The 25,395-nt window shown below is 43.6% G+C and carries 21 protein-coding genes and 1 pseudogene; 14 read left to right on the top strand and 8 right to left on the bottom strand.

The window, feature by feature from the left end; all coding sequences use genetic code 11:
• The first annotated feature begins 191 nt into the window (after positions 1–191).
• On the top strand, positions 192–734 hold the full coding sequence (gene mepK / locus CCZ37_RS07010) for a peptidoglycan L,D-endopeptidase MepK (protein ID WP_094144418.1): 543 nt from the start codon (positions 192–194) through the stop codon (positions 732–734).
• Between the two features lie 75 nt (positions 735–809).
• Positions 810–1,466 carry an MBL fold metallo-hydrolase gene (locus CCZ37_RS07005; RefSeq protein WP_010320728.1) on the top strand — a complete coding sequence of 219 codons (657 nt, stop codon included), beginning with the start codon at positions 810–812 and terminating at the stop codon, positions 1,464–1,466.
• 47 nt (positions 1,467–1,513) lie between these two features.
• Here CCZ37_RS07005 and CCZ37_RS07000 read toward each other — a convergent pair whose 3' ends face one another.
• A complete protein-coding gene (locus CCZ37_RS07000) occupies positions 1,514–2,179 on the bottom strand; it encodes a DUF2982 domain-containing protein (protein WP_094500124.1) in 666 nt (221 codons plus the stop codon).
• A gap of 199 nt (positions 2,180–2,378) precedes the next feature.
• Between CCZ37_RS07000 and CCZ37_RS06995 the strand changes: the two genes are divergently transcribed.
• Positions 2,379–2,768, top strand: a complete 390-nt coding sequence (locus CCZ37_RS06995) for a hypothetical protein (RefSeq protein WP_026027541.1) — start codon at positions 2,379–2,381, stop codon at positions 2,766–2,768.
• 78 nt (positions 2,769–2,846) lie between these two features.
• Here CCZ37_RS06995 and CCZ37_RS06990 read toward each other — a convergent pair whose 3' ends face one another.
• Positions 2,847–3,323 carry a MarR family winged helix-turn-helix transcriptional regulator gene (locus CCZ37_RS06990; RefSeq protein WP_010320725.1) on the bottom strand — a complete coding sequence of 159 codons (477 nt, stop codon included), beginning with the start codon at positions 3,321–3,323 and terminating at the stop codon, positions 2,847–2,849.
• Between the two features lie 392 nt (positions 3,324–3,715).
• Here CCZ37_RS06990 and CCZ37_RS06985 point away from each other — a divergent pair.
• Both CCZ37_RS06985 and CCZ37_RS06980 read left to right on the top strand, forming a co-directional pair.
• Positions 3,716–5,292, top strand: a pseudogene (locus CCZ37_RS06985) (BCCT family transporter).
• 198 nt (positions 5,293–5,490) lie between these two features.
• Entirely contained in the window at positions 5,491–7,374 is a 1,884-nt protein-coding gene (locus CCZ37_RS06980) for a methyl-accepting chemotaxis protein (RefSeq protein WP_094500123.1), read from the top strand.
• A gap of 145 nt (positions 7,375–7,519) precedes the next feature.
• Here the strand turns inward: CCZ37_RS06980 and CCZ37_RS06975 are convergent, their stop codons facing one another.
• From CCZ37_RS06975 to CCZ37_RS06965, 3 genes are all read right to left on the bottom strand, one after another.
• Positions 7,520–8,239 (bottom strand): 3'-5' exonuclease, encoded by a 720-nt coding sequence (locus CCZ37_RS06975; protein ID WP_069211924.1) that lies wholly within the window; start codon positions 8,237–8,239, stop codon positions 7,520–7,522.
• 5 nt (positions 8,240–8,244) lie between these two features.
• Entirely contained in the window at positions 8,245–10,134 is a 1,890-nt protein-coding gene (locus tag CCZ37_RS06970; protein WP_094500122.1) for a putative nucleotidyltransferase substrate binding domain-containing protein, read from the bottom strand.
• 269 nt (positions 10,135–10,403) lie between these two features.
• A complete protein-coding gene (locus CCZ37_RS06965; protein WP_010320720.1) occupies positions 10,404–11,594 on the bottom strand; it encodes an amino acid aminotransferase in 1,191 nt (396 codons plus the stop codon).
• 862 nt (positions 11,595–12,456) lie between these two features.
• Here CCZ37_RS06965 and CCZ37_RS06960 point away from each other — a divergent pair.
• The 9 genes from CCZ37_RS06960 to CCZ37_RS06920 are packed head-to-tail and all read left to right on the top strand — an operon-like array spanning position 12,457 to position 21,271.
• Positions 12,457–13,629: a methyl-accepting chemotaxis protein gene (locus tag CCZ37_RS06960; RefSeq protein WP_094500121.1), complete on the top strand. Its 1,173-nt coding sequence runs from the start codon at positions 12,457–12,459 to the stop codon at positions 13,627–13,629.
• Positions 13,630–13,646: 17 nt separating this feature from the next.
• Positions 13,647–14,030 carry a response regulator gene (locus CCZ37_RS06955; protein ID WP_033197489.1) on the top strand — a complete coding sequence of 128 codons (384 nt, stop codon included), beginning with the start codon at positions 13,647–13,649 and terminating at the stop codon, positions 14,028–14,030.
• A gap of 9 nt (positions 14,031–14,039) precedes the next feature.
• On the top strand, positions 14,040–14,351 hold the full coding sequence (locus CCZ37_RS06950; protein ID WP_010320718.1) for an STAS domain-containing protein: 312 nt from the start codon (positions 14,040–14,042) through the stop codon (positions 14,349–14,351).
• A 17-nt stretch (positions 14,352–14,368) separates the two neighbouring features.
• Positions 14,369–16,564, top strand: coding sequence for a chemotaxis protein CheA (locus CCZ37_RS06945; RefSeq protein ID WP_081480782.1), 2,196 nt, complete (start codon positions 14,369–14,371; stop codon positions 16,562–16,564).
• A gap of 35 nt (positions 16,565–16,599) precedes the next feature.
• Positions 16,600–18,219 carry a methyl-accepting chemotaxis protein gene (locus CCZ37_RS06940; RefSeq protein WP_094500120.1) on the top strand — a complete coding sequence of 540 codons (1,620 nt, stop codon included), beginning with the start codon at positions 16,600–16,602 and terminating at the stop codon, positions 18,217–18,219.
• A gap of 15 nt (positions 18,220–18,234) precedes the next feature.
• Positions 18,235–18,783, top strand: a complete 549-nt coding sequence (locus CCZ37_RS06935) for a chemotaxis protein CheW (RefSeq protein ID WP_244187255.1) — start codon at positions 18,235–18,237, stop codon at positions 18,781–18,783.
• Positions 18,767–19,645 (top strand): CheR family methyltransferase, encoded by an 879-nt coding sequence (locus CCZ37_RS06930; RefSeq protein ID WP_010320714.1) that lies wholly within the window; start codon positions 18,767–18,769, stop codon positions 19,643–19,645. The genes CCZ37_RS06935 and CCZ37_RS06930 overlap by 17 nt, the downstream gene beginning before the upstream one ends.
• Complete coding sequence (locus CCZ37_RS06925) at positions 19,645–20,163, top strand: chemotaxis protein CheD (RefSeq protein ID WP_010320713.1); 519 nt, start codon at positions 19,645–19,647, stop codon at positions 20,161–20,163. The genes CCZ37_RS06930 and CCZ37_RS06925 overlap by 1 nt, the downstream gene beginning before the upstream one ends.
• Before the next feature lie 34 nt (positions 20,164–20,197).
• Positions 20,198–21,271 (top strand): protein-glutamate methylesterase/protein-glutamine glutaminase, encoded by a 1,074-nt coding sequence (locus CCZ37_RS06920; RefSeq protein WP_094500118.1) that lies wholly within the window; start codon positions 20,198–20,200, stop codon positions 21,269–21,271.
• Between the two features lie 97 nt (positions 21,272–21,368).
• Here the strand turns inward: CCZ37_RS06920 and CCZ37_RS06915 are convergent, their stop codons facing one another.
• From CCZ37_RS06915 to CCZ37_RS06905, 3 genes are all read right to left on the bottom strand, one after another.
• The gene (locus CCZ37_RS06915) at positions 21,369–21,668 is read right to left on the bottom strand and encodes a hypothetical protein (RefSeq protein ID WP_094500117.1); all 300 of its coding nucleotides are present in this window, start codon (positions 21,666–21,668) and stop codon (positions 21,369–21,371) included.
• 246 nt (positions 21,669–21,914) lie between these two features.
• Positions 21,915–23,315 carry an asparagine--tRNA ligase gene (gene asnS, locus CCZ37_RS06910; RefSeq protein WP_094500116.1) on the bottom strand — a complete coding sequence of 467 codons (1,401 nt, stop codon included), beginning with the start codon at positions 23,313–23,315 and terminating at the stop codon, positions 21,915–21,917.
• A 154-nt stretch (positions 23,316–23,469) separates the two neighbouring features.
• On the bottom strand, positions 23,470–25,101 hold the full coding sequence (locus CCZ37_RS06905) for a methyl-accepting chemotaxis protein (protein ID WP_094500115.1): 1,632 nt from the start codon (positions 25,099–25,101) through the stop codon (positions 23,470–23,472).
• Positions 25,102–25,395 lie beyond the last annotated feature (294 nt).

Here is a 25,395-nt window from a genome sequence, read left to right as displayed (position 1 = left end):
AGTAAGCAGGGCTGCGTCTCTCAATTTACCAAAAAATCACTTAATAAAGATCTCTTTTATGTTCAAAGAGTAACGATGCAGTTGCTCTCTCTTGAGCATTTCGAGCACAATTTATGCATTTGATCTTCACAATGGAGTCCGGTAGTGTCCGGGCTTGTTGAAAATAAATTCAGTTGTGAAGGTATCCAACCTTGTTAGTTTCTCGTCGTCATTTTATAAAATTGGCTGGTAGTGGTGTCGTTTTAGCGGCGTGTGCCCCCCAGATAGTATTGGCATCGTACCCTGAAACCTCTCGCATACTTTCGATGAATAATTTACACACCGGTGAAACACTTGAAACCTGTTATTTCAACGGTGTTCGTTATGTCCGATCTGAGCTTGATCGGCTCAACCATATTTGCCGTGATTTCCGCCGCAACGAAGTCCATCCAATGGACAAAAATCTATTTGACCAAATATCGAAAATTCAATCTCTACTTGGCACGCAAGCGGAAGTACAAATCATCTCCGGTTATCGATCTCCTGCCACCAATGAAAGGTTGCGCACTCACTCCTCGGGGGTGGCTAAGAAAAGTTTCCATATGCTAGGCCAAGCAATTGATTTTCGATTAGATGGTGTTCAGTTGAGTCAAGTACGCGAAGCGGCGATCGAATTGGGCGCTGGCGGTGTTGGTTATTATCCTAGCAGTGATTTTGTACACATTGATACTGGGCCTGTACGTCATTGGTCATAAGGCTGTTCGTGACTTGTCAAATGAAAGTGTCAATGTCATAGTTCGGCCAACTGCGAATTCGAACAAGGTTTTAGTATGTCGTTAAAGTATCAAGTGGTGCCCGTCACTTCCTTCTCTCAAAACTGCTCTATCGTTTGGTGTGATGACACCATGGAAGGGATCGTGGTTGACCCCGGCGGTGATGTGAAACAGCTCGTGATGTTGATCAATGAACTCGGGGTAAAAGTGGTCAGTTTGGTTCTTACTCATGGCCATTTAGATCATGTCGGTGGAACCGAACCGCTGGCGCAGCAGTTGGGCGGCGTCGATATTATTGGACCACACAAAGCGGACAACTTCTGGCTACAAGGCCTCGAAGGTCAAAGCCAAATGTTTGGTTTTCCACTGACGGAAGCCTTTGAACCTACCCAATGGCTTAATGACGGTGATGAAGTGAAGTTTGGCCTTCAAACTCTACAAGTATTACACACGCCCGGCCACACGCCCGGCCACGTAGTGCTGTTTAGCCAGCAAGCGAAATTGGCGTTTGTTGGTGATGTATTGTTTAACGGTAGTATCGGCCGTACGGATTTCCCGCAAGGTGATTTCAATACCCTTATTCACTCGATCAAAACTAAGCTATGGCCACTTGGCAACGATGTGACGTTTGTGCCCGGCCATGGTCCGCAATCGACTTTTGGTCGTGAACGTGCCAATAACCCTTATGTCGCAGATGAAATGCCCCTGTATTGATCTTGATTAGGCTCAGAGTGTTCCTTCTGCGCCCATGAAACTATGTCTTAGTCTGGTTCGGCCGCCGCGAGGTAGCGCCGAATCAACCCCACAAACGCTTCGGCGTCACGATCCAAATCGTGCGCTGAGATAAAAATATCATAATCAAAAAATTGCCGTTGATAGCGCATCCGATTGGCTAACATTGCCATAAGACCATGATAGTAATTACCGTTTGGCGCAGTGTAAGGTGCGCTGTCGAGTACCAAATCTTCAAATTGAGTCTCTTTGCGCTGTTGTTTTGCTCCTAAGTAGAGCAGCGCGCGCTGACTGAGCAAGATCTCACTAGCGATTCTGGGACATACACTCTCAAGGTAAGGTGAATAATCCTTCAGTTTGATCCCAATCCAAGGCAAAGGTTGGTGCCAACCATGAGATTCATAACTGCACACCCCAATGCGGCTGATATTGTTCCATTTTACGACCCAACCTCCTTTAAAGAGATGCTGCTGAAAATGGGTAGCGGTTAGGGTGTAGCTAACTTTTCCTTTCAAAATCAAAAAATAGAAGGTGATTAGAGTCACCGCCAGTGTACTCACTAACAGCAGCGCATGAATAATGTTGGATGAGAACATGACAATGCAAATTGAAGCGATGATACAAATCGTATTTATCCATTTCACCATAGGTGATTGCAAAGAAAAGCGCGTATTAGACAAATGTTGGGTGTGCATAAACCAGTGAAACTCCTTCGAGCTACAGCATCGTTGTTGGCTGTTGCGACTTGTATGAATTGTAGTCAGTTGCCGCATCGAAATGCGTTTTTGCCCCTCAATCTGTGCTATGCCCTACAAATCGAGGACGATTTTTGATATAAAACGCGCTTCAAATTTTCACCACTGCTTGAAACGCAGTGAAATGGAGAAATATTCGATGAGACTTGCTCATAAGCGTAAGGTGCAGGCCAAATTGCAAAAGCGTATTAAAGCGACGGTTGCAAACTTGATCGCCTCTCAATCAGCAAAGCCTGTAACAGCGCAATCGACCGTAGCAAAAACCGCTGCAACAAAAGTAGTTGTGGAGAAAGCGGCGGCGAACTCTAAAAAAGTGGATGTTGCGTTAACGCCAAAACAGCAACAGGTTTTAGATATCGTCGCTAACCACGCAGAAGGTATGAATCCTAAATCGATCGGCTTAAGTGCTGGTCAAGAAGATGCGAAAGCTGCCGCTTGGGCCACTGGCGCACTCAAGAAACTAGTAGAAGAAAATCTGGTAGTGAAAGAGCAGTTAGCAGGCAACAAAGTTATCTATAAAGCCATTTAATCTGCTGTTCGTTGTGAATGAATTAGCCTCGGTAGCCCCGAGGCTTTTTTACGATCAAATTTTAAAATGCAATCAAAGCTACTCTTCTTTGGTAATAGAACCAATTTCGAGCATCGGTGCGACATCGATATTTTCGGCATTCATCATAGAAGATAAACGTTGTACTGATGAGAGCAACAAGCTTTGCTCCCACTCTTGAAGCTGCCTAAATTGTTCAACAAAGCTTTCTTGCAGTGGTTGCGGTGCCTTTTCTAGCAGCTTCTTACCTTCGTCCGTTAAATGGGCGTGCACTTTTCGTTTATCGGTATTGCTGCGAATTCGTTGTACGTATCCGTTGCGCTCTAATCTATCCAAAATGGTGGTGGCAGTGGCCTGGCTCATGTTCGTATGATCCGACAATGTGCGGATAGTCACCTCACCAAGGGTTTGAATTGAGCGCATTAAAATAAGCTGGGGACCAGTAAGCCCAGCGTCTCTATTCAGTTTTTTAGAGTGCAGATCAATTGCGCGAATAATTTGTCGAATTGAGATCAAAACTTCTTCATGTTTTTCCAAACTCATTGTCCCAAAAAGAAAGTTATTAATAAGCGGGGACCATAGCGCAGTTCTTTTCACTTGAAAAGTAGCATTCGACCTCTTTTGTGTTGCTCTAAGATGATGAGTGTATAAGTTGAGATGTAAAATGATTAGTGCTCGAATGTTTTTGTTTTCGATTTTTACCCTAAGTTGGTTGAAGTTTAACCTTTGAGGCTTGTTTTTTGCCTTTGATGGCATTTTTTGTTGCTTTTTAGTGGATCTTTTCTGTGGTGTTGGTAGGGTGTTCAGAATATTGAAAAGTAAATTGCTATGAGTACGAAGTTATTTTTGGTTTTTTTCTTAAAATTGTTTCGTTCTCATGGTTATTAATCTCAACTGAAAAATCATGTTTAGATTTCTAGAGAGGTAAAATGACAAAAGGTATTGATAAGTACAGTATTGACAGTACTGACTACACAGTCGGGCAAGATAACGTGCAAAAGTGGGGGTTTGATGTTCATAATCCAGTGTTTGGTTTTAGCGCCGGATTTATTGCGCTATTTTTAGTCACCGCTTTAGTCGTTGATCCTGAGATTGCGAAGAGTGCGCTTGATGGCGTTAAATGGAAAATTATTGGCACTTTTGACTGGCTGTTTATTTGGTCGGGTAATCTTTTTGTGTTGTTTTGCTTAGGCTTGATTGTTTCTCCCTTTGGTAAAATCCGTTTAGGTGGACAAGGGGCAACAGCAGACTACTCTTATATTTCTTGGCTCTCTATGCTGTTTGCCGCAGGGATGGGTATTGGTCTCATGTTCTGGAGTGTCGCTGAACCTGTGGCGTATTTTACCGGTTGGTATGAGACGCCCTTAGGTGTTGCAGCCAACACACCCGAAGCGGCTAAACTGGCATTAGGTGCAACCATGTACCATTGGGGTCTACACCCTTGGGCTATTTACGGTGTGGTAGCGCTTTCCCTTGCGTTCTTTACTTACAACAAAGGGCTTCCGCTTTCTATTCGCTCTATTTTTTACCCGTTGCTTGGCGATCGCGCTTGGGGCTGGGCGGGGCACATCATTGACATTCTGGCTGTATTAGCAACATTGTTTGGCTTAGCAACCTCATTAGGGCTGGGTGCTCAACAAGCGGCTAGTGGTATCCATCATGTGTTTGGCATTGATGCCGGAATGGGTTTACAAATTGTCGTGATTACCGTCGTTACTTTATTAGCGGTGGTCTCTGTGGTGCGTGGTATTGATGGTGGTGTCAAAGTCATCAGTAACATCAATATGATCGTGGCATTCTTGCTGTTGATTTTAGTTGCACTGATTGGTTATACCGTAACCTTTTCATCCATTCCAACCACATTAATGGCGTATATTGAAAATATCATCCCACTCAGTAACCCGCACGGTCGAACTGATGAGGCCTGGTTCCAAGGTTGGACAGTGTTCTACTGGGCTTGGTGGATTTCGGGTCACCATTTGTTGGAATGTTCATTGCGCGAGTATCAAAAGGCCGTACTATCCGCGAGTTCCTTACCGCCGTATTATTAGTACCTACGGCTGTTACCTTGATTTGGATGTCTGTATTTGGTGGTTTGGCGATTGATCAAGTCATCAACAATGTTGGTGAATTAGGCGCGAATGGTTTGACCGAAGTGCCACTGGCGATGTTCCAAATGTTTGATGCACTGCCTTATGGCACGTTACTTTCAGTGATTGCGGTTGTGTTAGTGTTGGTATTTTTTATCACCTCATCAGATTCAGGGTCACTGGTCATTGATAGCATTACCGCTGGAGGTAAAGTGGATGCCCCTGTCCTACAGCGTATTTTCTGGGCGTTGATGGAAGGCGCTATTGCCGTGGCCTTGCTATGGATTGGTGGCACCAATGCTATTGAAGCGCTGCAAGCCGCCGCCATATCAACGGCGCTGCCATTTACTATCGTGCTGCTGCTGATGTGTGTCAGCCTACTGTTGGGAATGCGAACCGAGCTCTTGAAACGTTAATTTCGACATTGATTTGAAAAGGCGACGAAAGTCGCCTTTTTTGATGTTTTTTTGACGATCGTCATTAGAGTGTTTGGCTAAAATACTAAGAAAAGCAAATGGTTATCTTGTGTCAGAATTCGACATATATTTCGTGCATCTTGTGTTAAATCTGGTTAATATTCGCCTCCGTTCCTGTCTCTAACATTCTGTAAACCAATGAAATTAACCTTAAAGCAAAAGCTAATCGGTGCCAGTCTTTCTGCCGTCGTCGTTATGGCGAGCGCGTTGACTTGGCTAGCCGCTGATCAACTCTTTGAACAAACACGAAATGGCGTATATTCGCGGGCAGAAAGCTTATCAGCTGCTGCTGCGAAAGGCATTTCAGATTGGGTTGTGGTCCGTAAAGGAATCTCAACCGCTTTTAATGATTACACTACACAAGATGATATCGTCCCTTTCTTACAGCAAGCTCGCAAAGCGGGTGGTTTTGATGATATTTTCTTTGGTACGCCGCAAGGTGATATGTATCGTTCACACCCTGAGCGTAACCGTGCTGACTATGATCCTCGCCAACGTCCTTGGTATAAAGATGCCGTTTCAGCGAATAAGCAAATTATCACCACCGCTTATAAAGACGCGATCACCAATGCACTGTTGGTGACAATTGCAGATCCTGTGCGTCGCAATGGGCAATTTGTCGGCGTCGTTGGTGCCGATGTGTTAATCGATCAGCTCATCCAAGATGTCATCAGTTTAGATGCGGGCAAAAACGCCTACGCGATGTTGATTGATGCGCAAGATGGAACCTTTTTAGCGCATCCAGATAAAAATTTCTTATTAAAACCAGTGTCGTCATTGTCGAAGACGTTGACGATGAACATGATAGAGCAAGCAGTGGCCTCAGGTACCGTTGAAGATGCGTCATTACAAGGTGTCGATAAGCTATTTTACTTCGCCAAAGTACCGCAAACCGATTGGATTTTCGCTATCCAGATGGACCGCGCAACGGAAGAAGCAGCGCATACATCCTTGCTCATTGACCTAATTGTGACTGCACTTGTGATTACGATTGCTGTGATTGTAATCGTCTCTTGGTTAGTGAGCTTTTTGTTTAGAGATCTTAGCCGAGTATCCAAAGCCTTAGAGGAAATTGCTTCCGGAGACGGTGATTTAACTCAACGTCTTGAACCAAGAAGTGATGATGAAGTTGGGCAATTAGCACAAAACTTCAATATCTTTGTCGGTAACATGCACACTATGGTTTCTAAACTTAGCTTTGTTTCTACTGCATTATCTGAACAGTCAAAACAGACGGCCGCTCAAGCCAAAGAGCGTAGTGCGCGTATCCGTTTACAACAAGATGAAATTAATATGGTGGCTACGGCCATCAATGAAATGGCCGCAGCTACACAAGAGATTGCCGGTAACGCAGATCATACCGCTCAAAACTCTGGCGAAGCGGTAACGGCTTGCGTACATGGTTCGAATCAAGTTTCACAAACACAAGGTTCGATTCAAAACCTGGCCAAAGAAGTTCAAGTGGCCACTGATGTTATCCTTGAGCTGGAAGCACACGGCAAACACATCAATACGATTCTGGCGACTATTCAAAACATAGCAGAGCAAACTAACCTGCTAGCATTGAATGCTGCGATTGAAGCTGCACGTGCTGGTGAGCAAGGTCGTGGCTTTGCCGTGGTTGCCGATGAAGTTCGTGTGCTTAGCCAACGTACACATGCTTCGACAAAAGAAATTCAGCAGATGATCGAAACGTTGCAATCAACGACGGGTAAAGCGGTTGGCATTATGGGTGATAGCCGTATGCTTGCTGGAACCAGTGTAGATGATGCGAACGCCGCTGCAGCAAGTTTGATGCAAATTCATAATTCAGTTGAGCGCATCAGTGACATGGCGACGCAAATTGCCTCGGCCGCTGAAGAGCAAGCTTCTGTGACGTCGGAAATTACTCGAAACACGGAAGGGATCCGCGATGTGTCTAACGATCTTGCACAAGAAGCGCATGAAGCAGCAGCACAAGCATCACAACTTTCTGAGCTTTCGCATCAGTTAGAAAATGAAATTCGTCGCTTTAAGCTGTAAGTTCTAAGTTCTAAGTTCTAAGCGTAAAAGCAGCAAGGCGAGATGTGATTAAAAAAGAGGAACCTAACATGGGTTCCTCTTTTTTTGCTCGTGTCGATCACGGTACTAAACCTTGAAAGAATCCCTTGAAAGGATAATCAAAAAGTTATAACCACAACGTTCGGACACTTTGCTGCCGATCAAAATGATGAGCGATTTGTGCTTGGAATAATTCCGCAGTGGCAATAGCATCAACTAAAGCGTGGTGTGGAGTGTACGCTGGTAGCCCATAACGCGCTCGCGCTTGCCCTAAACGCACTGATTGTGGTTTTTGCCCTTTTAACTGGTTCCATAAACCTCCATGTAACCGTTGTTGAATTTCCGTTTCCAATTGCAAAGTATCGATCACCGGGAACTCAATGCCTTCACCCAATCGCACTTTTAATGCTTGATTGAGAAAGCTACGTTCAATATGACGGTAATGGACCACAACAATTTTTCCAGATAAGGCCTTCAGTATCGACTCCTGCACTTCTGCCAAATCTGGCGCATCTAAAATATCGTTGTGTGTGATGCCATGGATAACCACCGAATCCTCTTTTAACGCTTGGCGTGGCCGAACTATCCAATGTTTAGAGCGGTTGAGATAGATACGGTTTAAGGTAAAAGGCACTAAGCCAATGGTGATAATGTCATCATGCTGCGCACTTAAACCCGTTGTTTCCAAATCTAAAGCGACAAACTCTATTTCATCGATTGGCGTGCTACCCTTAGCAATCGGCTTTGAATAAAAATCTTTGAGTAACGGATGGTTAACCAACGACTGCTTATTGGCATATTTTGCTACCCAATCGATGCTCGGTTTTTGAAACCATTGTTTAATCATCACTCTCACTTAAAGTTATTGCTGGCTTGATAACGGAATTTCAAGAAATTTTGCGCATTGCTTAGGATTTGAAACGCATCTTTTAAGTTACGTCTTTCAAAATCAGATAGGTTTTCTGGCTCGATATTGTTATCTGGCTCTATTTCTTGTTCAACGTCAGCCGCTTGGTGGCGAATGCGCACCATAGCGATAAACTCCATTGCATCACGCAGATCTTGCGCCCGTCCTTTGGGTAGAATTCCGGCTTCAATGATGTCATCTAAACGTTCAAACGAGTTGGTAGAACGTGAACCGACAGCCAATGCATGCACACGGATTAAATCCGCTAACGGTGCCGTGCCGCGACGTTTTAAATTGATGGTGTTATTGTGTCGTCCATCTTTTTCCATCACAAAGTCTTTGAAAAACCCCAATGGTGGCGTGCGGTTCAGCGCATTTCGTGCAAGGCATGCAAGAAATCGATTATTTTTGCGTGCTCGACGGACAATAAACCCATTCAGTTGTTCTGCCCATTTGGTCCTGCCACACACTCCGTATAAGTCAAAAAAGATGGATGCATTCAATAGCGCCTTAGGGTTAGGGTTATCTATCCAATCGGCAAAGCAGGCTTCCCATTCTTTACGAGTCATACGCCATATCGAGTTGCTGGCCATAATGTCCCCCGTACAGTAGCTGTAACCGCATTGATCTAAGCTGTCGCAGACAAATTTAGCGAACGCTTCGAAATAAGCACCATGCTGTGTTTCTTCATAGCTATCGTCCAAAATTAAAGCGTTATCTTGGTCCGTGACAATTAACTGTTCGTCACGGCCCATAGAACCCAAGGCTAAAAAGCAGTATGGAATAGGCGGCGAGCCTAGTAATTCTTCAGCAAGTTCAATGATTCTTTGTTTAAAGCTACGGCCAATCACTGACATCGCCGTGCCGATCATATGTGAGTTTGCATCTTCATTGACTAAACGAACAAAACTGTCTTTGACTTGGTGCGACAGTGTGGCTAACTCTTCAACGCTTTGTTGCTGGAAGATGCGACTGACGAGCAGCAATGAGTTTTGTGATTCGTAGCGAACAATATCGGTCGCTTCAATGATACCGATCGGCTTTTTTTCTTTGAGTATAGGAAGATGATGAACATTGTACCGAAGCATTTTCAGCATGGCCTCATAGACATAAGCATTATGATCTAATGAGATAACCTCCGTTGTCATCACTTCCGTGACGAGGTGATTAGGATCGATGCCAACGGCTAATACACGCGTGCAGAGATCTCGGTCAGTCAGGATGCCGATTACCGGGCTGCTATCGTCGTCACTCTCTTGCAAAATATCAGGATCAATCACCAGCAGTGAAGAGATACTCTCTTCCGCCATCTTGATCGCCGCATGTTGAATGGTTTCTGTTTTGTAAACGAAAGGAGCTTCTCGGCTGAGCAAGGTTCGCACTTTCGAGGTGGTGAGATCATTCTGCTCTGTTTTACTCAGTACGGCTTGGCGAAGGCGCGCGTTATCTTGCACTTCAACGAAATCAGCAAAGGAATCATAGTTGTCATATAAATCCTGAAACCTTGCCTCTGGAATACAATAAACCAGCGTATCTTCAATCGCAGTGACCGGAAAACGAACACGGTTATTGGTCAATAGCCCCATTTGACCAAATAAGCCGCCTTCGGTTAGGCGGTTGTATAATTCGCCTTTGCGACGGTACACCTCGACGACGCCGCTGCGGATAAAATACAAGTCCTGGATATGATCACCAAAATGAATGATGGGTGTACCTTGTCGAAAATAGGAGATTTCTACGCTCTGCGTCACTTCGAACAGTGTTTCTTCAGGTAGTTCATTGAACGGTGGATACTGAGCAAGGAAGTTCTTGATTTCAATTAATTCTGCTTCCATGGAGGCTTCCTTGTGTTTCGGAGTTCATATTGTGGGATTCTGACGTCGCGAGCCAGCTAAACGATGTAACTTGTCAAAGGGATCAGGTCACATCGGTGGCATTGGACATAGGATTCAGAGAGTTATAGTACATGAAAAGAACGTGCTTTGCAGGCAAGAGGGGAAAGTGTACGCGCTTCGATGTGAATCAAGTGCCATTTCAGTGAATTGAAGATAAAAAAATAGCCGACAAGTGGCGGCTATTGTTGTCTATTTCTTATCATTATCGATTATAGAACCGCTGCAATACCTCTGCACAGTGGGCCCATATTCGATTTCGTCATGCCTGCCACACTGATACGGCCGGAACCGACGATGTAAATTGCCAATTCATCTTTCAGACGCGCAACTTGTTCCTTGTTCAAACCAGAAAAAGAGAACATGCCATTTTGACGTTCAATAAAGCTAAAATCAGCCTTCACACCTTCGGCTTTTAGGGTGGTAACAAACAGCTCACGCATCTCTTGAATACGTTCACGCATTTCAGTCACTTCGTTTTCCCATTCTGCGCGCAGTTCGGCGTTGTTGAGGATATAAGTAACCACAGCAGCACCGTGCGCTGGTGGATTTGAGTAAATAGAGCGGATGATCGCTTTGATTTGTGAGAAGGCTGTTTCAGCGACATCTGTTGAGCCAGCAACGATGGTAAACGCCCCCACGCGTTCATTGTACAAACCAAAGTTTTTAGAGAATGAGCTCGCTACTAAGATCTCTTTATTGTATTTCGCAAAAGTACGCAGACCTTGCGCGTCTTCTTCAACCCCTTTCGCAAAACCTTGATAAGCAAAGTCAAACAGAGGAAGAAGCCCTTTATCAGCGACCAATTTTGCTAACGTTTCCCACTCTTTATCGGTTGGATCAATGCCAGTTGGGTTGTGGCAGCACCCGTGTAGAAGAACAATATCTCCCGCTTGAGCTTGCTCAAGATCGGTAAGCATCGCTGCGAAATCTTTATCTTTCGTTTCGGAATTGTAGTACGAATACTGCGTGGTTTCTAAACCAGCCGCATTAAAAACACCGTGATGGTTTGCCCATGTTGGGTTGCTGATCCACACTTTCACGTCGCCGATTTGACGCTTAATAAATTCACCTGCTACACGCAGTGCACCAGTACCACCCGGCGCTTGCGCCGTTTTTGCGAGCTTTTGCGTCACAATCTCAGATTCATCGCCAAACAGCAGTTTTTGTACCGCGAGCCCATATTCAGCAGTACCTTCAATGGTGAGATAAGATTTGGTCTTTTCAGACTCAAGCAACGCCGCTTCCGCTTTCTTTACTGTCGCAAGAACAGGTGTTTCACCTGCTTCATTTTTGTAGATACCAACACCGAGGTTAATTTTTTCAGTGCGAGGATCTTTTTTAAACTCTTCGGTTAAACCAAGAATAGGGTCAGCCGGAGCTGCGACAACTTTTTCAAACATAATCATCATCCATGTAAAGTGTTAGAAGGGATTTTAGAAACATAAAATTAAGCTATTTATACCTTTATGAAATATCTGTTACAACACACAAAACAGAAAAACTGAAAATAATTTGTGTTGGCTAAGAATCATGAACAAAAAGGCGATTTTTTTAAAAAAACTCTATCATCCACCGTTTTCAGGTGGGGAGATTAAATAGGTTTTACTTTGAGAAGAAGTCAGCTCAACGGCAAAATTCATCATCAAATACGATATTTTGCCATTGAGCGGAGGAGTTACTGTAATAAGAGATTAATGTTTATCCTGATGGCGAGCGGCAATGGCGACAAATTGTTGTTCAACACTCAAAAAAGCCTCTACGACTTGTGGGTCAAAATGTGTCGCTTCGCCCTGTAGAATGATGGCTTTTGTTTCGCTTGGTATTATTCATGAATTTGATTTCATTACAGTATGTGATGCTTAAGTTTAGGTGATTAAATTCGTTCAATGTTGTCTTTTCGTAATTAACCGATGTGCGGAGGATCAGAAAAGCGATGGATTCTAGTGATGTATTTCTAGGAAAGATAGCTAAATAAAATAAAGCCAATGTGATCCGATCAGTGCGTCATGTTATGAGAACAGAGGGGAGGGCTCAATGACGTTACTCAGCCGAACTTAACGAAAGTCAATCGTTACTCTGATTGATAAGAGTGGACTGTTTAAAATTACCCAACACAACAAAAGTAACATTACATTTACCGACTACATTGCAGATTCCCCTAAGCTTTCCTATCTTTAGTTATGAGCTTCAGGCGTTGCATAACAACTTCTTACATAACGCCATAGCTTTCGTCAGTGTTTTATGGCTAAAGGATAATAAATTATGCTCCTCATTAGGTTGGTACGTGTTTACGTGCCCTTAGTGCTATTGTCGATAGTTGCTCTTATGCCACAGCCAACTGATTTTGGTGTTTGGGCTTTGTTGTTCGTTACTTTTATTAGTGTCAGTTATGCACTTTGGAATTACGAATCCTTCATTTCCCAAGTCAAAGCTCAAAAAGAGACGATTGAACACCTTTCTCAAACACAAGGGCTCCAACTCGATGGATACCATTCTTTAGAGCCTCTTTTTGCCCAATCTCTGCCAGTTTGGTCTCGTCATATTGATTTAGCCAATGTGCAACTTACCGATTCGGTCACTCAACTAAGCCAGCAATTTGGTGATCTTGTTACGCAGCTTTCACAAGCACTCTCTTTCTCGCAAGACTCAACCTTAAAAGATGAACGTAATTTAATGAGCGAAATTGAGCGTTGTCGAGCCACGCTTTCTAAAGCGGTTGATGAGCTTAGAGAAAGCCAAAAAACAAGAGAGCATATGCTTGATGAAATGCGTAGCCTTGATCAGTACACAGTCGATTTAAAAAAAATGGCAACCGATGTGGTGGGCATTGCTGAAAAAACCAACCTATTGGCATTAAACGCAGCCATTGAAGCAGCGCGTGCCGGAGAGCAAGGGCGAGGTTTTGCGGTTGTCGCGGACGAAGTTCGTAACCTCTCACAGCGTTCAAGAGAGATCGCTAGCAGCATGACAGAGAAAGTGAACATTGTCAGTGATGCGATTAAGAGCACATTTAAGACAGCTGAATTGGCTATTGCGGCTGAGAGTGAGCAGATGGAACAAACTGAGCATCGTATCGACTATGTTATTAACCACTTCCAAGATATAGCGCAAACCTTACAACAACAGTCTGAGCGTTTAAAAGAAGATGCATTTTCGGTAAAGGAAACGATAAGTGGTGTGATTGTGAAATTGCAATTTCAAGATCGAGTCAGCCAAATATTAGAGCAAATCAGTACCAATCTTAAGGAGCTTAGTGATTCATTAGAGTTGCTCAAACAAGACAGTAATCATGCGATCGCAGGCGAATTATCCCCGCAAAAATGGCTGGAAAAAATGACCAAGAATTACACCATGATAGAACAACATGAAAGTCACAAAGGTAAGGCTACTGAGATAAAAAGTAAGATGGTTAGTACGGACATTACTTTCTTTTGAGAACAGTAAATGAATAGATGAGGAACGCTGTGATGAACAAAACGGTACTTGTTGTAGATGATTCGGCTTCAATTCGCCAGGTTGTGAGTATGACCTTAAAAGGAGCAGGCTATCAGACGATCGAAGCTCAGGATGGTAAAGATGCATTATCCAAATTGGCCGGGAATCGTGTTCATTTGGTCATCAGCGACGTAAATATGCCGAATATGGATGGCATCACCTTACTCAAAGAGTTGAAACAAAGGCCAGACACAAAATTTACGCCGGTGATTATGCTCACCACTGAGTCTGAGGCATCGAAGAAAGAACAGGGTCGTGCTGCGGGTGCGAAAGCTTGGGTTGTAAAACCCTTTGCACCTGAACAGATGCTTGCCGCCGTAGCAAAACTGATCCAAGCCTAAGGAGGGATTATGCTGACTCCACACCAAACCGATGAGCAATTAATGTTAAAACTTGACGGTGAACTGACGATTTATGAGGCTCGAGATTTGTTTGAACAGTTGACCTCTTTTGTGTCTCATAGCGAGAAGATCGCCATTGAACTGTCCCAAGTCACTGCTCTGGACAGCAGTTGTGTACAAGTATTGATGGCATTTAAAAAAGCAAGAATTGAACAGGGATGTGAACTGATTCATCACAGTGAAGTCGTGGTGGATGTGCTGGGTAAACTGGGGCTAGTGGGATGGTTTCATGACCCTATCGTTCTTTCGAGTTCACAATAAGACAAAGTGACAAGCTAATGACGAAGCCCCAGGGAGATACTATGGACGAAATGATGGCTGCGGCGCTCCAAACTTATTTTAATGAGAGTAGGGAGTTGCTTGAAGGGATGGAATCTGACCTTCTTGAACTGGATAACGGGAATCTTGATGGCTTAAATGAGCGATTAAACGCAATTTTCCGAGCAGCGCATACTGTAAAAGGCTCAGCAGGGATATTTAACTTAAATGAGATCGTTCGTTTTACTCATAAAGTAGAAAGCTTGCTTGATTTATTGCGCTCAGAACAACTTAAGTTGCATGAAAAGCATATTTCCTTGTTGCTTGAGTGTCGCGATCACATGGTGAGCTTGATTGATGATGCTCAAACGGGGCAAGAGTCATCAGAAGATGACGTTACCGGACAGCGCTTAGGGGCCCGATTGTCTGAGTTTTTAGGCCAATCTGAACTAGAAAATCATTCACCAACTATGGAATCTGAACCTGATCACACTACGATTGACAATTTCTGTTGGCATCTCTCTTTAACTTTCCCGCTTCATGCATTCCAAGATGGTATGGATCCGCTCTCTTTTCTTTCTTATTTAACTACGCTGGGAGAGGTTATTTATATCGAGGCTGTCGACCGGAAATTACCAGATTGGCATAACTTTGATCCAGAATGCTGTTATTTGGGTTTTGAACTCCGTTTCTATTCTCCGGCATCTAAACAACAAATCGAAGATGTATTTGAATTTATTCGTGAAGAAGGTGAGGTTCGAATCTTTCCGCCGAGTGCCAAAGTGGGCGACTTCATTGAATACATTCAATCAATGCCTGATGAAAATTATAGAATTGGGGAAATATTAGTTCGTTGTGGCGCGCTCACTGAGACTGAATTGCAGCGCGCATTGCAGCAACAAAGCGAACGGCGAGAAGTTAACTCGGATACAGTACCTATCGGCGAAATTTTGACTCAAAACGATGCGCAGTTAGCACTCGTGCTCAATGCTGCGGTTGATAAACAGAACAAGGCAAGAGAGGCACTCACCAAAGAGCAAAAAAGCTTACGAGTGGATGCTGAAAAGTTAGATACCTTGATTAATTTAGTCGGGGAGTTGGTTACGGCAGGCGCAGGAAGTGCATTACAGGCTGAGCTAATTGGTGAAAATGTAATGATTGAATCTGTTGCGCGGCTCAATGGCCTTCTCGAGGAAGTCAGAGATGCGGCACTACAGCTTAGAATGGTGGCTATCGGCGCAACATTTGTCCGTTTTCAACGCGTTGTCCGTGATATGGCGAAGGAGTTAAACAAGAGTATTCAACTCACCATTACTGGCGCTGATACCGAATTAGATAAATCGGTTATTGAAAAAATTGGTGACCCTTTGATGCATTTGGTACGCAATGCGATTGACCACGGCATTGAAACAGAAGAAGAACGCGTAGCAAATGGAAAGCCTGCACACGGAACGATAACACTTAATGCCTACCATGACTCAGGCAATATAGTGATCGACGTAAGCGATGACGGAAAAGGACTCAATAGCGGAAAATTACGCGCAAAAGCAATTGAAAAAGGGCTACTTGATGAAAACCAACTCGTGACCGATGACGAGATTTTTCAGCTCATTTTTGAGCCCGGCTTTTCAACGGCCCAGCAGGTTTCCAATATTTCAGGGCGCGGTGTCGGTATGGACGTAGTGAAGCGAAATATTACTGATTTGCGAGGTCGAGTCGAAATACACAGTATGCTCAATCAAGGAACAACCATCCGTATCGTATTACCGCTCACACTTGCGATCATTGATGGCTTCTTAATTGAAGTAAGTAGAGAAACCTTCGTTGTGCCATTAGATGCCGTTCAAGAATGCGTCGAGCTTGATGATAAGTGGCTCAAAGATGGCCAAGGTAAGCCATATATTAATCTTCGAGGCCAAGTGCTGCCTTTAATTGATTTAAGAGCGCAATTTGGCCTCACTGCACGTTGTTCAAAACGCCAAAATGTGGTTGTGGTCAGTAGTGCTGGACAAAGTGCTGGTTTGATCGTGGATAATTTATTAGGGGAATTACAAACCGTAATTAAACCACTTGGGCCGATTTTCTCACGGGTTAAAGGAATTAGTGGTTCGACTATTTTGGGCAGCGGAGATATTGCTCTTATCTTAGATATCGCTAGTTTATCGCAACATATTATGAAGGAAGAGTCTAAGCATCGCTTATTAGCAATGCACTAACTTGGCTCAATTATATCGTCAGAAAGGAATAGGCTATGTTTAAAAATATTTCAGTCAAATTCAAACTAAGCATGCTAGTTGGCATTTTAAGTTTGTTACTCATTATTGTCGGATCATTAGGGCTTTATGGCATGCAAAAAACATTGCATGGCCTAAAAACGGTTTATTATGACCGAACTGTACCAGCGCTATCTATAGGTGATATTAAAACTCGCTTTTTGAACAATCGAATCGCTCTAGCATTTTCACAGTTATATCCTCAACCCAATATTATTCGAAGTCAAATTGAGGTTGTAGAGAATCACCTTAAAGCTATCGATGAAATATGGTTGGAATTCAGACAGACGAGTTTTACCGAAGAAGAAGCCGTTTTAGCAAAGCAATTTGAAGATAGAAATAAAATATTTATTGAGCAAGCGCTTGAGCCCACATTAGAGGCATTACGCCGTTCTGATATAGACGAGGCGACGAGACTTGCAGCAGAAAAAATTCGTCCTCTTTATGTGCCAGTTGAAGAAACGCTGAATTCACTTATTCAGTTGCAAACCAAAGAAGCACAGCGTGTATATTATTATGAGGTCGAATTGTATGACAATTTATATATGCTTGCGATTATTTCTATAGTTATGGGCCTGATGATTGGTATTGGATTTGCAATCACCTTAATTCGTGGAATTTGTAATCCCTTAGAGCAAGCTGTATCTATTGCTAATAATTTAGCAGCGGGTGATTTGACTGGAAAAATCGAGGTGACATCAAACGATGAACTAGGACGCCTACTAGAAGCAATGCAAAAAATGGTGGCCAAGTTGTCAGACATCGTAGGTGAAGTGAATAGCTCAAGTAACGCATTGGCTTCCGCTTCTGAAGAGGTGTCGGCGACTGCACAAAACTTAAGTCAAGGTGCGAGCGAACAAGCGGCCAGTGTTGAACAAACTACCTCGTCGGTAGAACAGATGTCAGCCTCAATCGCGCAAAATACCGAAAATGCAAAAGTGACCGATAGCATGGCAGGAAAGGCGGCTAAAGAAGCGAAAGAAGGTGGGGAGGCGGTAGCTAAAACCGTGTTAGCGATGAAATCGATTGCTGAAAAAATTGGCATTATCGATGATATTGCTTATCAAACTAACTTACTTGCGCTCAACGCAGCGATTGAAGCAGCCAGAGCAGGTGAGCATGGGAAAGGTTTTGCAGTGGTGGCAGCGGAAGTTCGAAAATTGGCAGAGCGCAGCCAGATTGCTTCTCAAGAAATTGGTGAAGTCGCTAAAAATAGCGTTGGTTTAGCGGAACAAGCTGGAAAACTGCTGGATGAAATGGTGCCTTCTATTCAAAGAACGTCCGATTTAGTACAAGAGATCAATGCTGCTTCAATGGAACAAGCAACCGGTGCAACACAAATTAACCAAGCGATGGAACAGCTCAACAGTATCACGCAACAAAGTGCTTCCGCATCAGAAGAGCTTGCGTCAACTTCAGAAGAGATGAGCAGCCAAGCTCAGCAACTTCAGCTGCTCATGACCTTCTTCAAAACGGAAAATCATCGCCGGGAAGTCTCAAGCAAAACCTCAGTCCACCGGGAGCAGCAACGCCCTAAACAGAAGAAGGATGTTGAGTTTGTTTCTATGGACGATGAACCTGAGTATGTGCGCTTTTAGCGTCTGGAGGTGAATGTGGCTAATCTTATTCCGGTTGACGCTAACTCGATGATATTGGCTAAGTCCAATACAGAATTGGCACAAGATCAACAGTACTTAACATTTCAGCTCAATGGTGAAATGTACGCCTTTGCCATTTTGCATGTTAAGGAAATATTAGAGTATGGCAAAGTAACTCAGGTACCAATGATGCCTGACTACATTCAAGGCATTATTAACTTGCGTGGTGAAGTGGTACCTGTCGTTAACCTAGCTCGGCGTTTTTATCTTAAACCGCAAGAAGTGAATAAAAAGACCTGCGTTGTCATTATCGAAGTAACGAATGAAGAACGTAGCCAAGACCTAGGTGTTATGGTTGACAGTGTTTCTGAAGTCATTGAAATATCAAGTAATTTCATGAGGCCTGCGCCTAATTTTGGTACCAAGATCCGTACCGAATTTATTTGTGGTATGGCTCAATTCGATGAAGAGTTTGTCATTATTTTAGCGGAGGATAAAGTCCTATCTGTTGAAGAGTTGGCCATGATGGAACAGGTCAAAGAGCAGAATGAACTTGCAAGTTAAGCACAAATCTCAGCAATTTGGGAATTCAGCCATGAAGCAAATGTCCATCATCAGTGATGCAGACTTTGAGTTGTATCGTGGCTGGATATACCAATCGGCAGGTATTGCACTAACGCCTAGTAAGAAAGCGTTGGTGGTTGGGCGTTTAAGCGGACGCTTAAGGGAGCTCGGTATAAGTTCGTATCGGGAGTATTTTGAGTATTTGACCAAATTTAGCGATCAGCAAGTACGCAAACTTGAGCAGCAACGAGTCATCAATTTACTGACCACCAATGAAACGTACTTTTTCAGAGAAGAGGCACATTTTGCTTACATCCAGCACCATCTCTTCACTGTATGGGGGAAAAAACAGATCCGCTGTTGGAGCGCTGCAAGTTCTACGGGGGAAGAAGCTTATTCATTGGCAATGTTATTGGATAGCCGTTATCAAGGGGCATGGCAAATAGTCGGTACCGATATTAATAGCCAGGTGTTGCAAATTGCATCACAGGGTATCTACCCGATGCTGCGCCATGAACATATACCGAAAGCCTATCTCAAAACGTATTGCCGAAAAGGGATTGGTTCCAAACATGATACATTGAAAGTGGTTAATTCATTAAGAAAAAAAGTGAAATTCGAACTAGCGAACTTACAAAATCAGTTGGATGAACTTGGTCATTTTGAACTCATTTTTTTACGCAATGTTATGATTTATTTTGATCAAAATACCAAACAAAGGGTGATCAGTAACGTTATTAGCCGATTGAAGAGTGGCGGTATTTTGTTGATTGGCCACTCTGAAACGTTAAACGGACTCAACTGCGATGACTTGCAATTACTGCAGCCGTCTATCTATCAAAAACGAGGGATTTGTGATTAATGGCGAACGAATTTTTATCTAAAACAGAGGCTATGAACTTGATGCCTGGCGAGATATTCTTTGGTCATCACAGAGGTTGGATTCATACGCTGCTGGGTTCATGCGTTGCCATTACGTTATGGCATCCAAAAACGCAGTTGGTGGGTATGTGTCATTATCTGTTGAGCCAGCGCTCCGCCCTAGGTGAAGAGGCCAAACAACCTGAAGGCTATTATGCTAGCGATGTTGTGGCGTATTTTTCCCTTCAGTGCCGACGACATCAAATCAATCCTAAGGAATGTGTTGTTAAAGTATTTGGAGGTAGCACTATGTTTGCAGGTCACTACAGCAAAGTCGCTTCGATAAATGTTGCACAACAAAATGTGCGACTGGGTATGCAGTTACTGAAAGAGCACGGTTTTCAAGTAAGCCGCAATGATGTAGGTGGAAAGCGTTATCGTAAAGTATTTTTTGATGTCCAAAATGGTGATGTTTGGGTTCAATATGGGCGATCTTCTGCAAGAGAGGTAGCTTATTAATCAGCCATTGAGGGTCGACTTATAGAGGCGTTACATGAAAAAAATAAAAGTATTAATCGTGGATGACTCTGCGGTTGTTCGGCAAGTGATCAGCGCTTTGTTGAGTAATGAACCTGATATTGAAGTGCTTACTCCTGCTTCTGATCCGATATTCGCTCAAAAAAAAATGGCTGTTCAATGGCCAGATGTGATTATTTTAGATGTAGAAATGCCTCGTATGGATGGTATTACGTTTCTCAAGCAACTGATGGCGCAGCATCCGACGCCAGTCATTATTTGTTCTACACTGACGGAACGTGGCGCGGACGTGACGATGCAAGCATTGCAAGCTGGTGCGTTGACGATTATCACTAAACCCAAAGCAGGGTTGAAAGATTTTCTACAAGAAAGTCGGCAGGAAATGTTAAGTGCGGTGCGTGCCGCCGCACAAGCAAAGCTAGAAAATATTGTTAAACCCAAACCTCATGTACTCAAGAAAGTACAGCAAACAATGCCGAATCCGAATCACTCGACATTAACATTGAAAACCACACAAAAAGTGGTCGTGATTGGCACATCCACAGGTGGGACGCAAGCTTTAGAAGCGATCTTAACAGCATTACCAGCGGTCTCTCCAGGGATTGTTATCGTGCAACATATGCCTGAAAAATTTACCGCGATGTTTGCTGACCGGCTCAATGGGCTTTGTCAAATAGAGGTTAGGGAAGCACAGAATGGCGACCGAGTTCTTCCCGGGTTGGCATTGATCGCTCCGGGTGGCCGTCACATGCAACTAAATCGAAGTGGTGCACATTATCAAGTCGAAATTAAAGATGGCCCGGCAGTTAACAGGCATAAACCATCAGTCGATGTACTTTTTCGCTCAGCGGCAAAACATGCAGGCTCTAACGCTGTCGGTTTTATTTTAACGGGAATGGGGGATGATGGCGCCCGAGGTTTACTGGAGTTGAAAGAGAGCGGTGCCTATACAGTTGCACAAGATGAGGCAAGTTGCATCGTTTTTGGTATGCCTAAAGAGGCAATCGAACGTGGTGGCGCTTGTTCGGTACTGGCACTCAATCAAATAGCTCAAGAAATATTACAACGAGCTTCATCGAGGCACTTATAGATTAGATCTTCATTTATTTATTTTTATTTGAAACCGACTTGTTGAAACCGACTTGTTGAAACCGACTTGTTGAGACCCTCCCAACAAGTCGTAGTAGCTACTTTTTTAATTCAATTTGAGATTCGATGGCTTCGTTTTCTATTTCAGGGTGCTCCGCAAGCTTTTCTGAAGCCCATTTATTGATATGCTTCAAAATGGCTGACACGGCGTGTTTTTTTGTTGCTTGCTCATTTTCTGCCACCTCTAACGCTTGTTTAGGCTTTGAGCCAGTAGTGTCTTCGGCGATATGAAGCCAATCAGGATGCCAGTAGTAAGGTTGACCCGAAGGAGTCATCCAGCCATGGACACCGTTTGTTTCACCTTTGTACTGCAAATTATCTACATCATTTTTTTTCATATAAGTTCTCGCCATGGATCGATCTGAATAGGTGGTTAATGTAACTCGGTTGCATAGCACAATAGAGTGAACATGATCATGTAATTGAACTAAATGTAACAGAGGAAGATGAAATTGAGGTGATTTTGGTCTCATGTTTATTTGAAATTCATTCTATTGTTATTGAGAGTGAACACTGATTGTTGGGGAAATAAAAAAACCACCGAGTGTAACGTCGGTGGTTTTTACAAAAATCGTGTTTGATGTTTAGAAGTTTGCAGAGCGTGGTGTACGTGGGAAAGGAATTACATCACGCACGTTGCCCATACCAGTCACGTAGGATACTAAGCGCTCAAAGCCAAGGCCGAAACCTGCATGTGGAACTGTACCGTAGCGACGCAAATCGCGATACCAACTCATGTGCTCAGGATCAATGCCCATTTCAATCATACGTGCATCAAGTACATCTAGACGCTCTTCACGTTGAGATCCACCGATGATTTCACCAATACCTGGGGCAAGAACATCCATCGCAGCGACAGTTTTACCATCGTCGTTTAGACGCATGTAAAATGCTTTGATGTCTTTAGGGTAGTTCTTGACGATTACAGGTGCTTTGAAGTGCTCTTCAGCCAGGAAGCGCTCGTGTTCAGAAGAAAGATCAATGCCCCATTCAACATCAAATTCAAACTTACGACCTGAATCGATTAGGATCTTCACAGCATCGGTATAGTCTACTTGCGCAAAATCTGAATTAACGAACTGCTCAAGACGAGTAATTGCCTCTTTGTCGATACGCGAAGCAAAAAACTCAAGGTCATCACGACGTTCTTCAAGAACGGCTTTGAAGACGTACTTCAGCATATCTTCAGCCAGTTTCGCGACATCGTTTAGATCAGCAAACGCGACTTCTGGCTCGACCATCCAAAATTCTGCAAGGTGGCGGCTCGTGTTTGAATTTTCAGCACGGAACGTTGGGCCAAAAGTGTATACTTTGCTTAATGCACAAGCATACGCTTCGGCATTTAATTGTCCTGAAACCGTAAGAAATGTCTCTTTGCCGAAGAAGTCTTCATTGAAATCGACATTGCCTTGCTCAGTACGAGGAAGGTTAGCGAAATCCAGCGTTGAAACACGGAACATCTCACCCGCACCTTCTGCATCAGAAGCGGTAATCAGCGGCGCTGACATCCAGAAATAACCTTGCTCGTGGTAAAAGCGGTGGATGGCTTGAGAAAGTGAGTTGCGTACACGAGCCACTGCGCCAATCACGTTGGTGCGTGGGCGAAGGTGCGACACTTCACGAAGATATTCAATTGAATGGCGAGTTTTTGCCATTGGATAGGTTTCAGCATCTTCAACCCAGCCAACAACCTTCACCTCAGTTGCTGCCAGTTCAAATGCTTGACCAGAAGCAGGGGACTCAACAATCTTACCTGTTACTTCGACAGAGCAGCCAGTAGTGAGCTTTAGCACTTCGTCGTTGTAATTATTCAGACTATTAGGGACCACGGCCTGAATCGGGTCGAAACAAGAGCCGTCATAAATGGCAAGAAAAGAGATTCCAGCTTTGGAATCACGACGAGAACGAATCCAGCCTCGGACAGTCACTTCACTGTCAACGGCTAGCTTACCGCTCAATACGTCTGTTACAGGCGCGTAAGTCATGTTTGATATAGTCTCCATTGAGGTAAAAATTCAACCCAATATTCAAAGGTATTGTCACTATATAAAGTGGACAAAAAACAAGCAAAACATTGGGTTGCTTATTACTTTTTAATTCAATGGCACATATTACCTGTCAATTCGTTCGCATCAACCTTTATTGTCGATTCGTGGCCGAATTCTTAGCAGAAAGCGTAAATTGATTCATCAATGTTTCTAAGCGCTGCGATAGCTGTTTTAAATTGACGCTGATTTCTCGAGTTTGCGTTGCCGATTGAGACGTATCATCAGCATGTCGAGTGATAACTTCGATTTTTCCTTGAATTTCTTGGCTGACTTGTGTGGTCGTTCGTGTCTGCTCTTGAATATTGTTTGCATGATCAAGCACCTGCTGCATCTCTTGTACGGCATTATTCATTGCGGAAGATAGCACTTCGACTTCATTTGAACGTTGATGTGCATGTGAACAGACCAAATCAACCGAGGCGAGTGATGTCGCACTATCTCGCTGAAATTGAGCGATGATTTTCTCAATGTTTCCAGTCGCTTCTGCCGTTCGTGAGGCGAGTTTTCGCACTTCATCGGCTACTACCGCGAAACCTCTCCCTTGTTCACCCGCTCGCGCCGCTTCAATTGCCGCGTTCAAGGCCAGCAAATTAGTTTGTTCGGCGATACTTTTAATCGTTTCAAGGATAGAAGAAACTAGTCCGGTTTGGTTATTAAGCTCAGAGATCTTATCTTTCACGGATTCGATATCACTCACTAAACCTTTGATGTCTTCGCTAGCTGTATGCGCTTGCTGTGCGCTTTGTTGAGCAACGGTGGCGGTATGTTTAATAAGCTTCGATGCATCAACAGTGGCTTGATTAACCGTCTGTTGCTGAGATTGCATCTCTTCAATATTGAGTTGGACGTCAGAGGTTTCACGCTGCTGATTTTTTGCCGCTTGGTTAGTTGTTTGTGCTACGTCGGTTAATTGGTTTGCTGAATCGGCAAGCGAATGAGATGTCTCTTGCACTTTTACCAAACTGTCCGAAACCGTGTCCATCAAGGAGTTGATGGAGACCGCGAGTTGTCCGAGTTCATCTTTTTTGGTGCTGATAAGTCGTTTTGATAAATCCTTACTCTTACTGATGTCACACATGAATCGAGACGTATGTTGGATGGGGCGAACAATCATCTTGCGGATCAAAAAAAGCGTGATCATAAATCCGATAAAGGCAATGGAAGCCATGATAATAACGGCAATGACAGTATGGGTGCTGATCATTTGGTTTACATGGCTTAAGTTATATTCAAGGCGAATGGCTCCTAAAACGGTTCCTTCTTCCGCCATATGACAAGATACGCAGTTTGTGCCTCGGTAATCTAGGCTTGATTTCATCGGTAAGGCGACGACCAATCCTTTTCCCCATACCGCATTGAACGGCTCGATAACGGTTTCCCCGGCCAGTGCGCGTTTATCTATCTCGTCTATTGGCTTTTGATTTTCTTTTCCAGGACCATAAAATTTACTGACGGTTTCTGACCTTAAAACGCGTACTTGTTCGATGCCATCTTGTGCGAGTGCTTTCTGGCGTAAGGTCTCTTTCTGAGCCATGGTACCAGTCAACATCATCATATTGAGGCTATCAAAGTAGTTACTCGCTTTATCGTGTAACTGCTCACTCAACACCGAATTGAGAAGGTCACGCTGTTGTATATATTGATAGCTCGTTGACACCGTTAATACAAAAGCAAAAACTGTGATGAGCGTAAGTAGCAATTTAGACGTAATTGTTGAGTTCATGATGATTTTATTATTATTGAGAGGATGACTATGTAAATATAGCGTTAATATGCACTAGTGCAAAAGTTGTAGTCGTTGGAGTGTGACTCTATACATATTATAGGTTTAACAAATGTGATGTGGCACATTTTGGTTGCATATCGTAGCTTAACATATTGCCTGAAAGGCTTGAGTTATGAAGAGGTGTTATTGTGCGCAATCGAATGATTTTATCTGCCTTGCCATGCAAACAAAGCTGTCTAGGAACTTGTCTCGTACGTCTATATTCCTTAGTATTGCCTCTCTTTTAAAAGC

It is taken from the genome of Vibrio qinghaiensis, from assembly GCF_002257545.1.
Classification (GTDB): Bacteria; Pseudomonadota; Gammaproteobacteria; order Enterobacterales; family Vibrionaceae; genus Vibrio; species Vibrio ordalii.
This window is presented reverse-complemented; position numbering and strand designations above follow the sequence as displayed.

Bases quoted from the DNA above. Each gene is read 5' to 3' on its own strand.
- CCZ37_RS07005 (WP_010320728.1), top strand. From the start codon at position 810: ATGTCGTTAAAGTATCAAGTGGTGCCCGTCACTTCCTTCTCTCAAAAC.
- CCZ37_RS07000 (WP_094500124.1), bottom strand. From the start codon at position 2,179: ATGCACACCCAACATTTGTCTAATACGCGCTTTTCTTTGCAATCACCT.
- CCZ37_RS06995 (WP_026027541.1), top strand. From the start codon at position 2,379: ATGAGACTTGCTCATAAGCGTAAGGTGCAGGCCAAATTGCAAAAGCGT.
- CCZ37_RS06980 (WP_094500123.1), top strand. From the start codon at position 5,491: ATGAAATTAACCTTAAAGCAAAAGCTAATCGGTGCCAGTCTTTCTGCC.
- CCZ37_RS06975 (WP_069211924.1), bottom strand. From the start codon at position 8,239: ATGATTAAACAATGGTTTCAAAAACCGAGCATCGATTGGGTAGCAAAA.
- CCZ37_RS06970 (WP_094500122.1), bottom strand. From the start codon at position 10,134: ATGGAAGCAGAATTAATTGAAATCAAGAACTTCCTTGCTCAGTATCCA.
- CCZ37_RS06965 (WP_010320720.1), bottom strand. From the start codon at position 11,594: ATGTTTGAAAAAGTTGTCGCAGCTCCGGCTGACCCTATTCTTGGTTTA.
- CCZ37_RS06960 (WP_094500121.1), top strand. From the start codon at position 12,457: ATGCTCCTCATTAGGTTGGTACGTGTTTACGTGCCCTTAGTGCTATTG.
- CCZ37_RS06955 (WP_033197489.1), top strand. From the start codon at position 13,647: ATGAGGAACGCTGTGATGAACAAAACGGTACTTGTTGTAGATGATTCG.
- CCZ37_RS06950 (WP_010320718.1), top strand. From the start codon at position 14,040: ATGCTGACTCCACACCAAACCGATGAGCAATTAATGTTAAAACTTGAC.
- CCZ37_RS06945 (WP_081480782.1), top strand. From the start codon at position 14,369: ATGACGAAGCCCCAGGGAGATACTATGGACGAAATGATGGCTGCGGCG.
- CCZ37_RS06940 (WP_094500120.1), top strand. From the start codon at position 16,600: ATGTTTAAAAATATTTCAGTCAAATTCAAACTAAGCATGCTAGTTGGC.
- CCZ37_RS06930 (WP_010320714.1), top strand. From the start codon at position 18,767: ATGAACTTGCAAGTTAAGCACAAATCTCAGCAATTTGGGAATTCAGCC.
- CCZ37_RS06925 (WP_010320713.1), top strand. From the start codon at position 19,645: ATGGCGAACGAATTTTTATCTAAAACAGAGGCTATGAACTTGATGCCT.
- CCZ37_RS06920 (WP_094500118.1), top strand. From the start codon at position 20,198: ATGAAAAAAATAAAAGTATTAATCGTGGATGACTCTGCGGTTGTTCGG.
- CCZ37_RS06915 (WP_094500117.1), bottom strand. From the start codon at position 21,668: ATGAAAAAAAATGATGTAGATAATTTGCAGTACAAAGGTGAAACAAAC.
- asnS (WP_094500116.1), bottom strand. From the start codon at position 23,315: ATGACTTACGCGCCTGTAACAGACGTATTGAGCGGTAAGCTAGCCGTT.
- CCZ37_RS06905 (WP_094500115.1), bottom strand. From the start codon at position 25,101: ATGAACTCAACAATTACGTCTAAATTGCTACTTACGCTCATCACAGTT.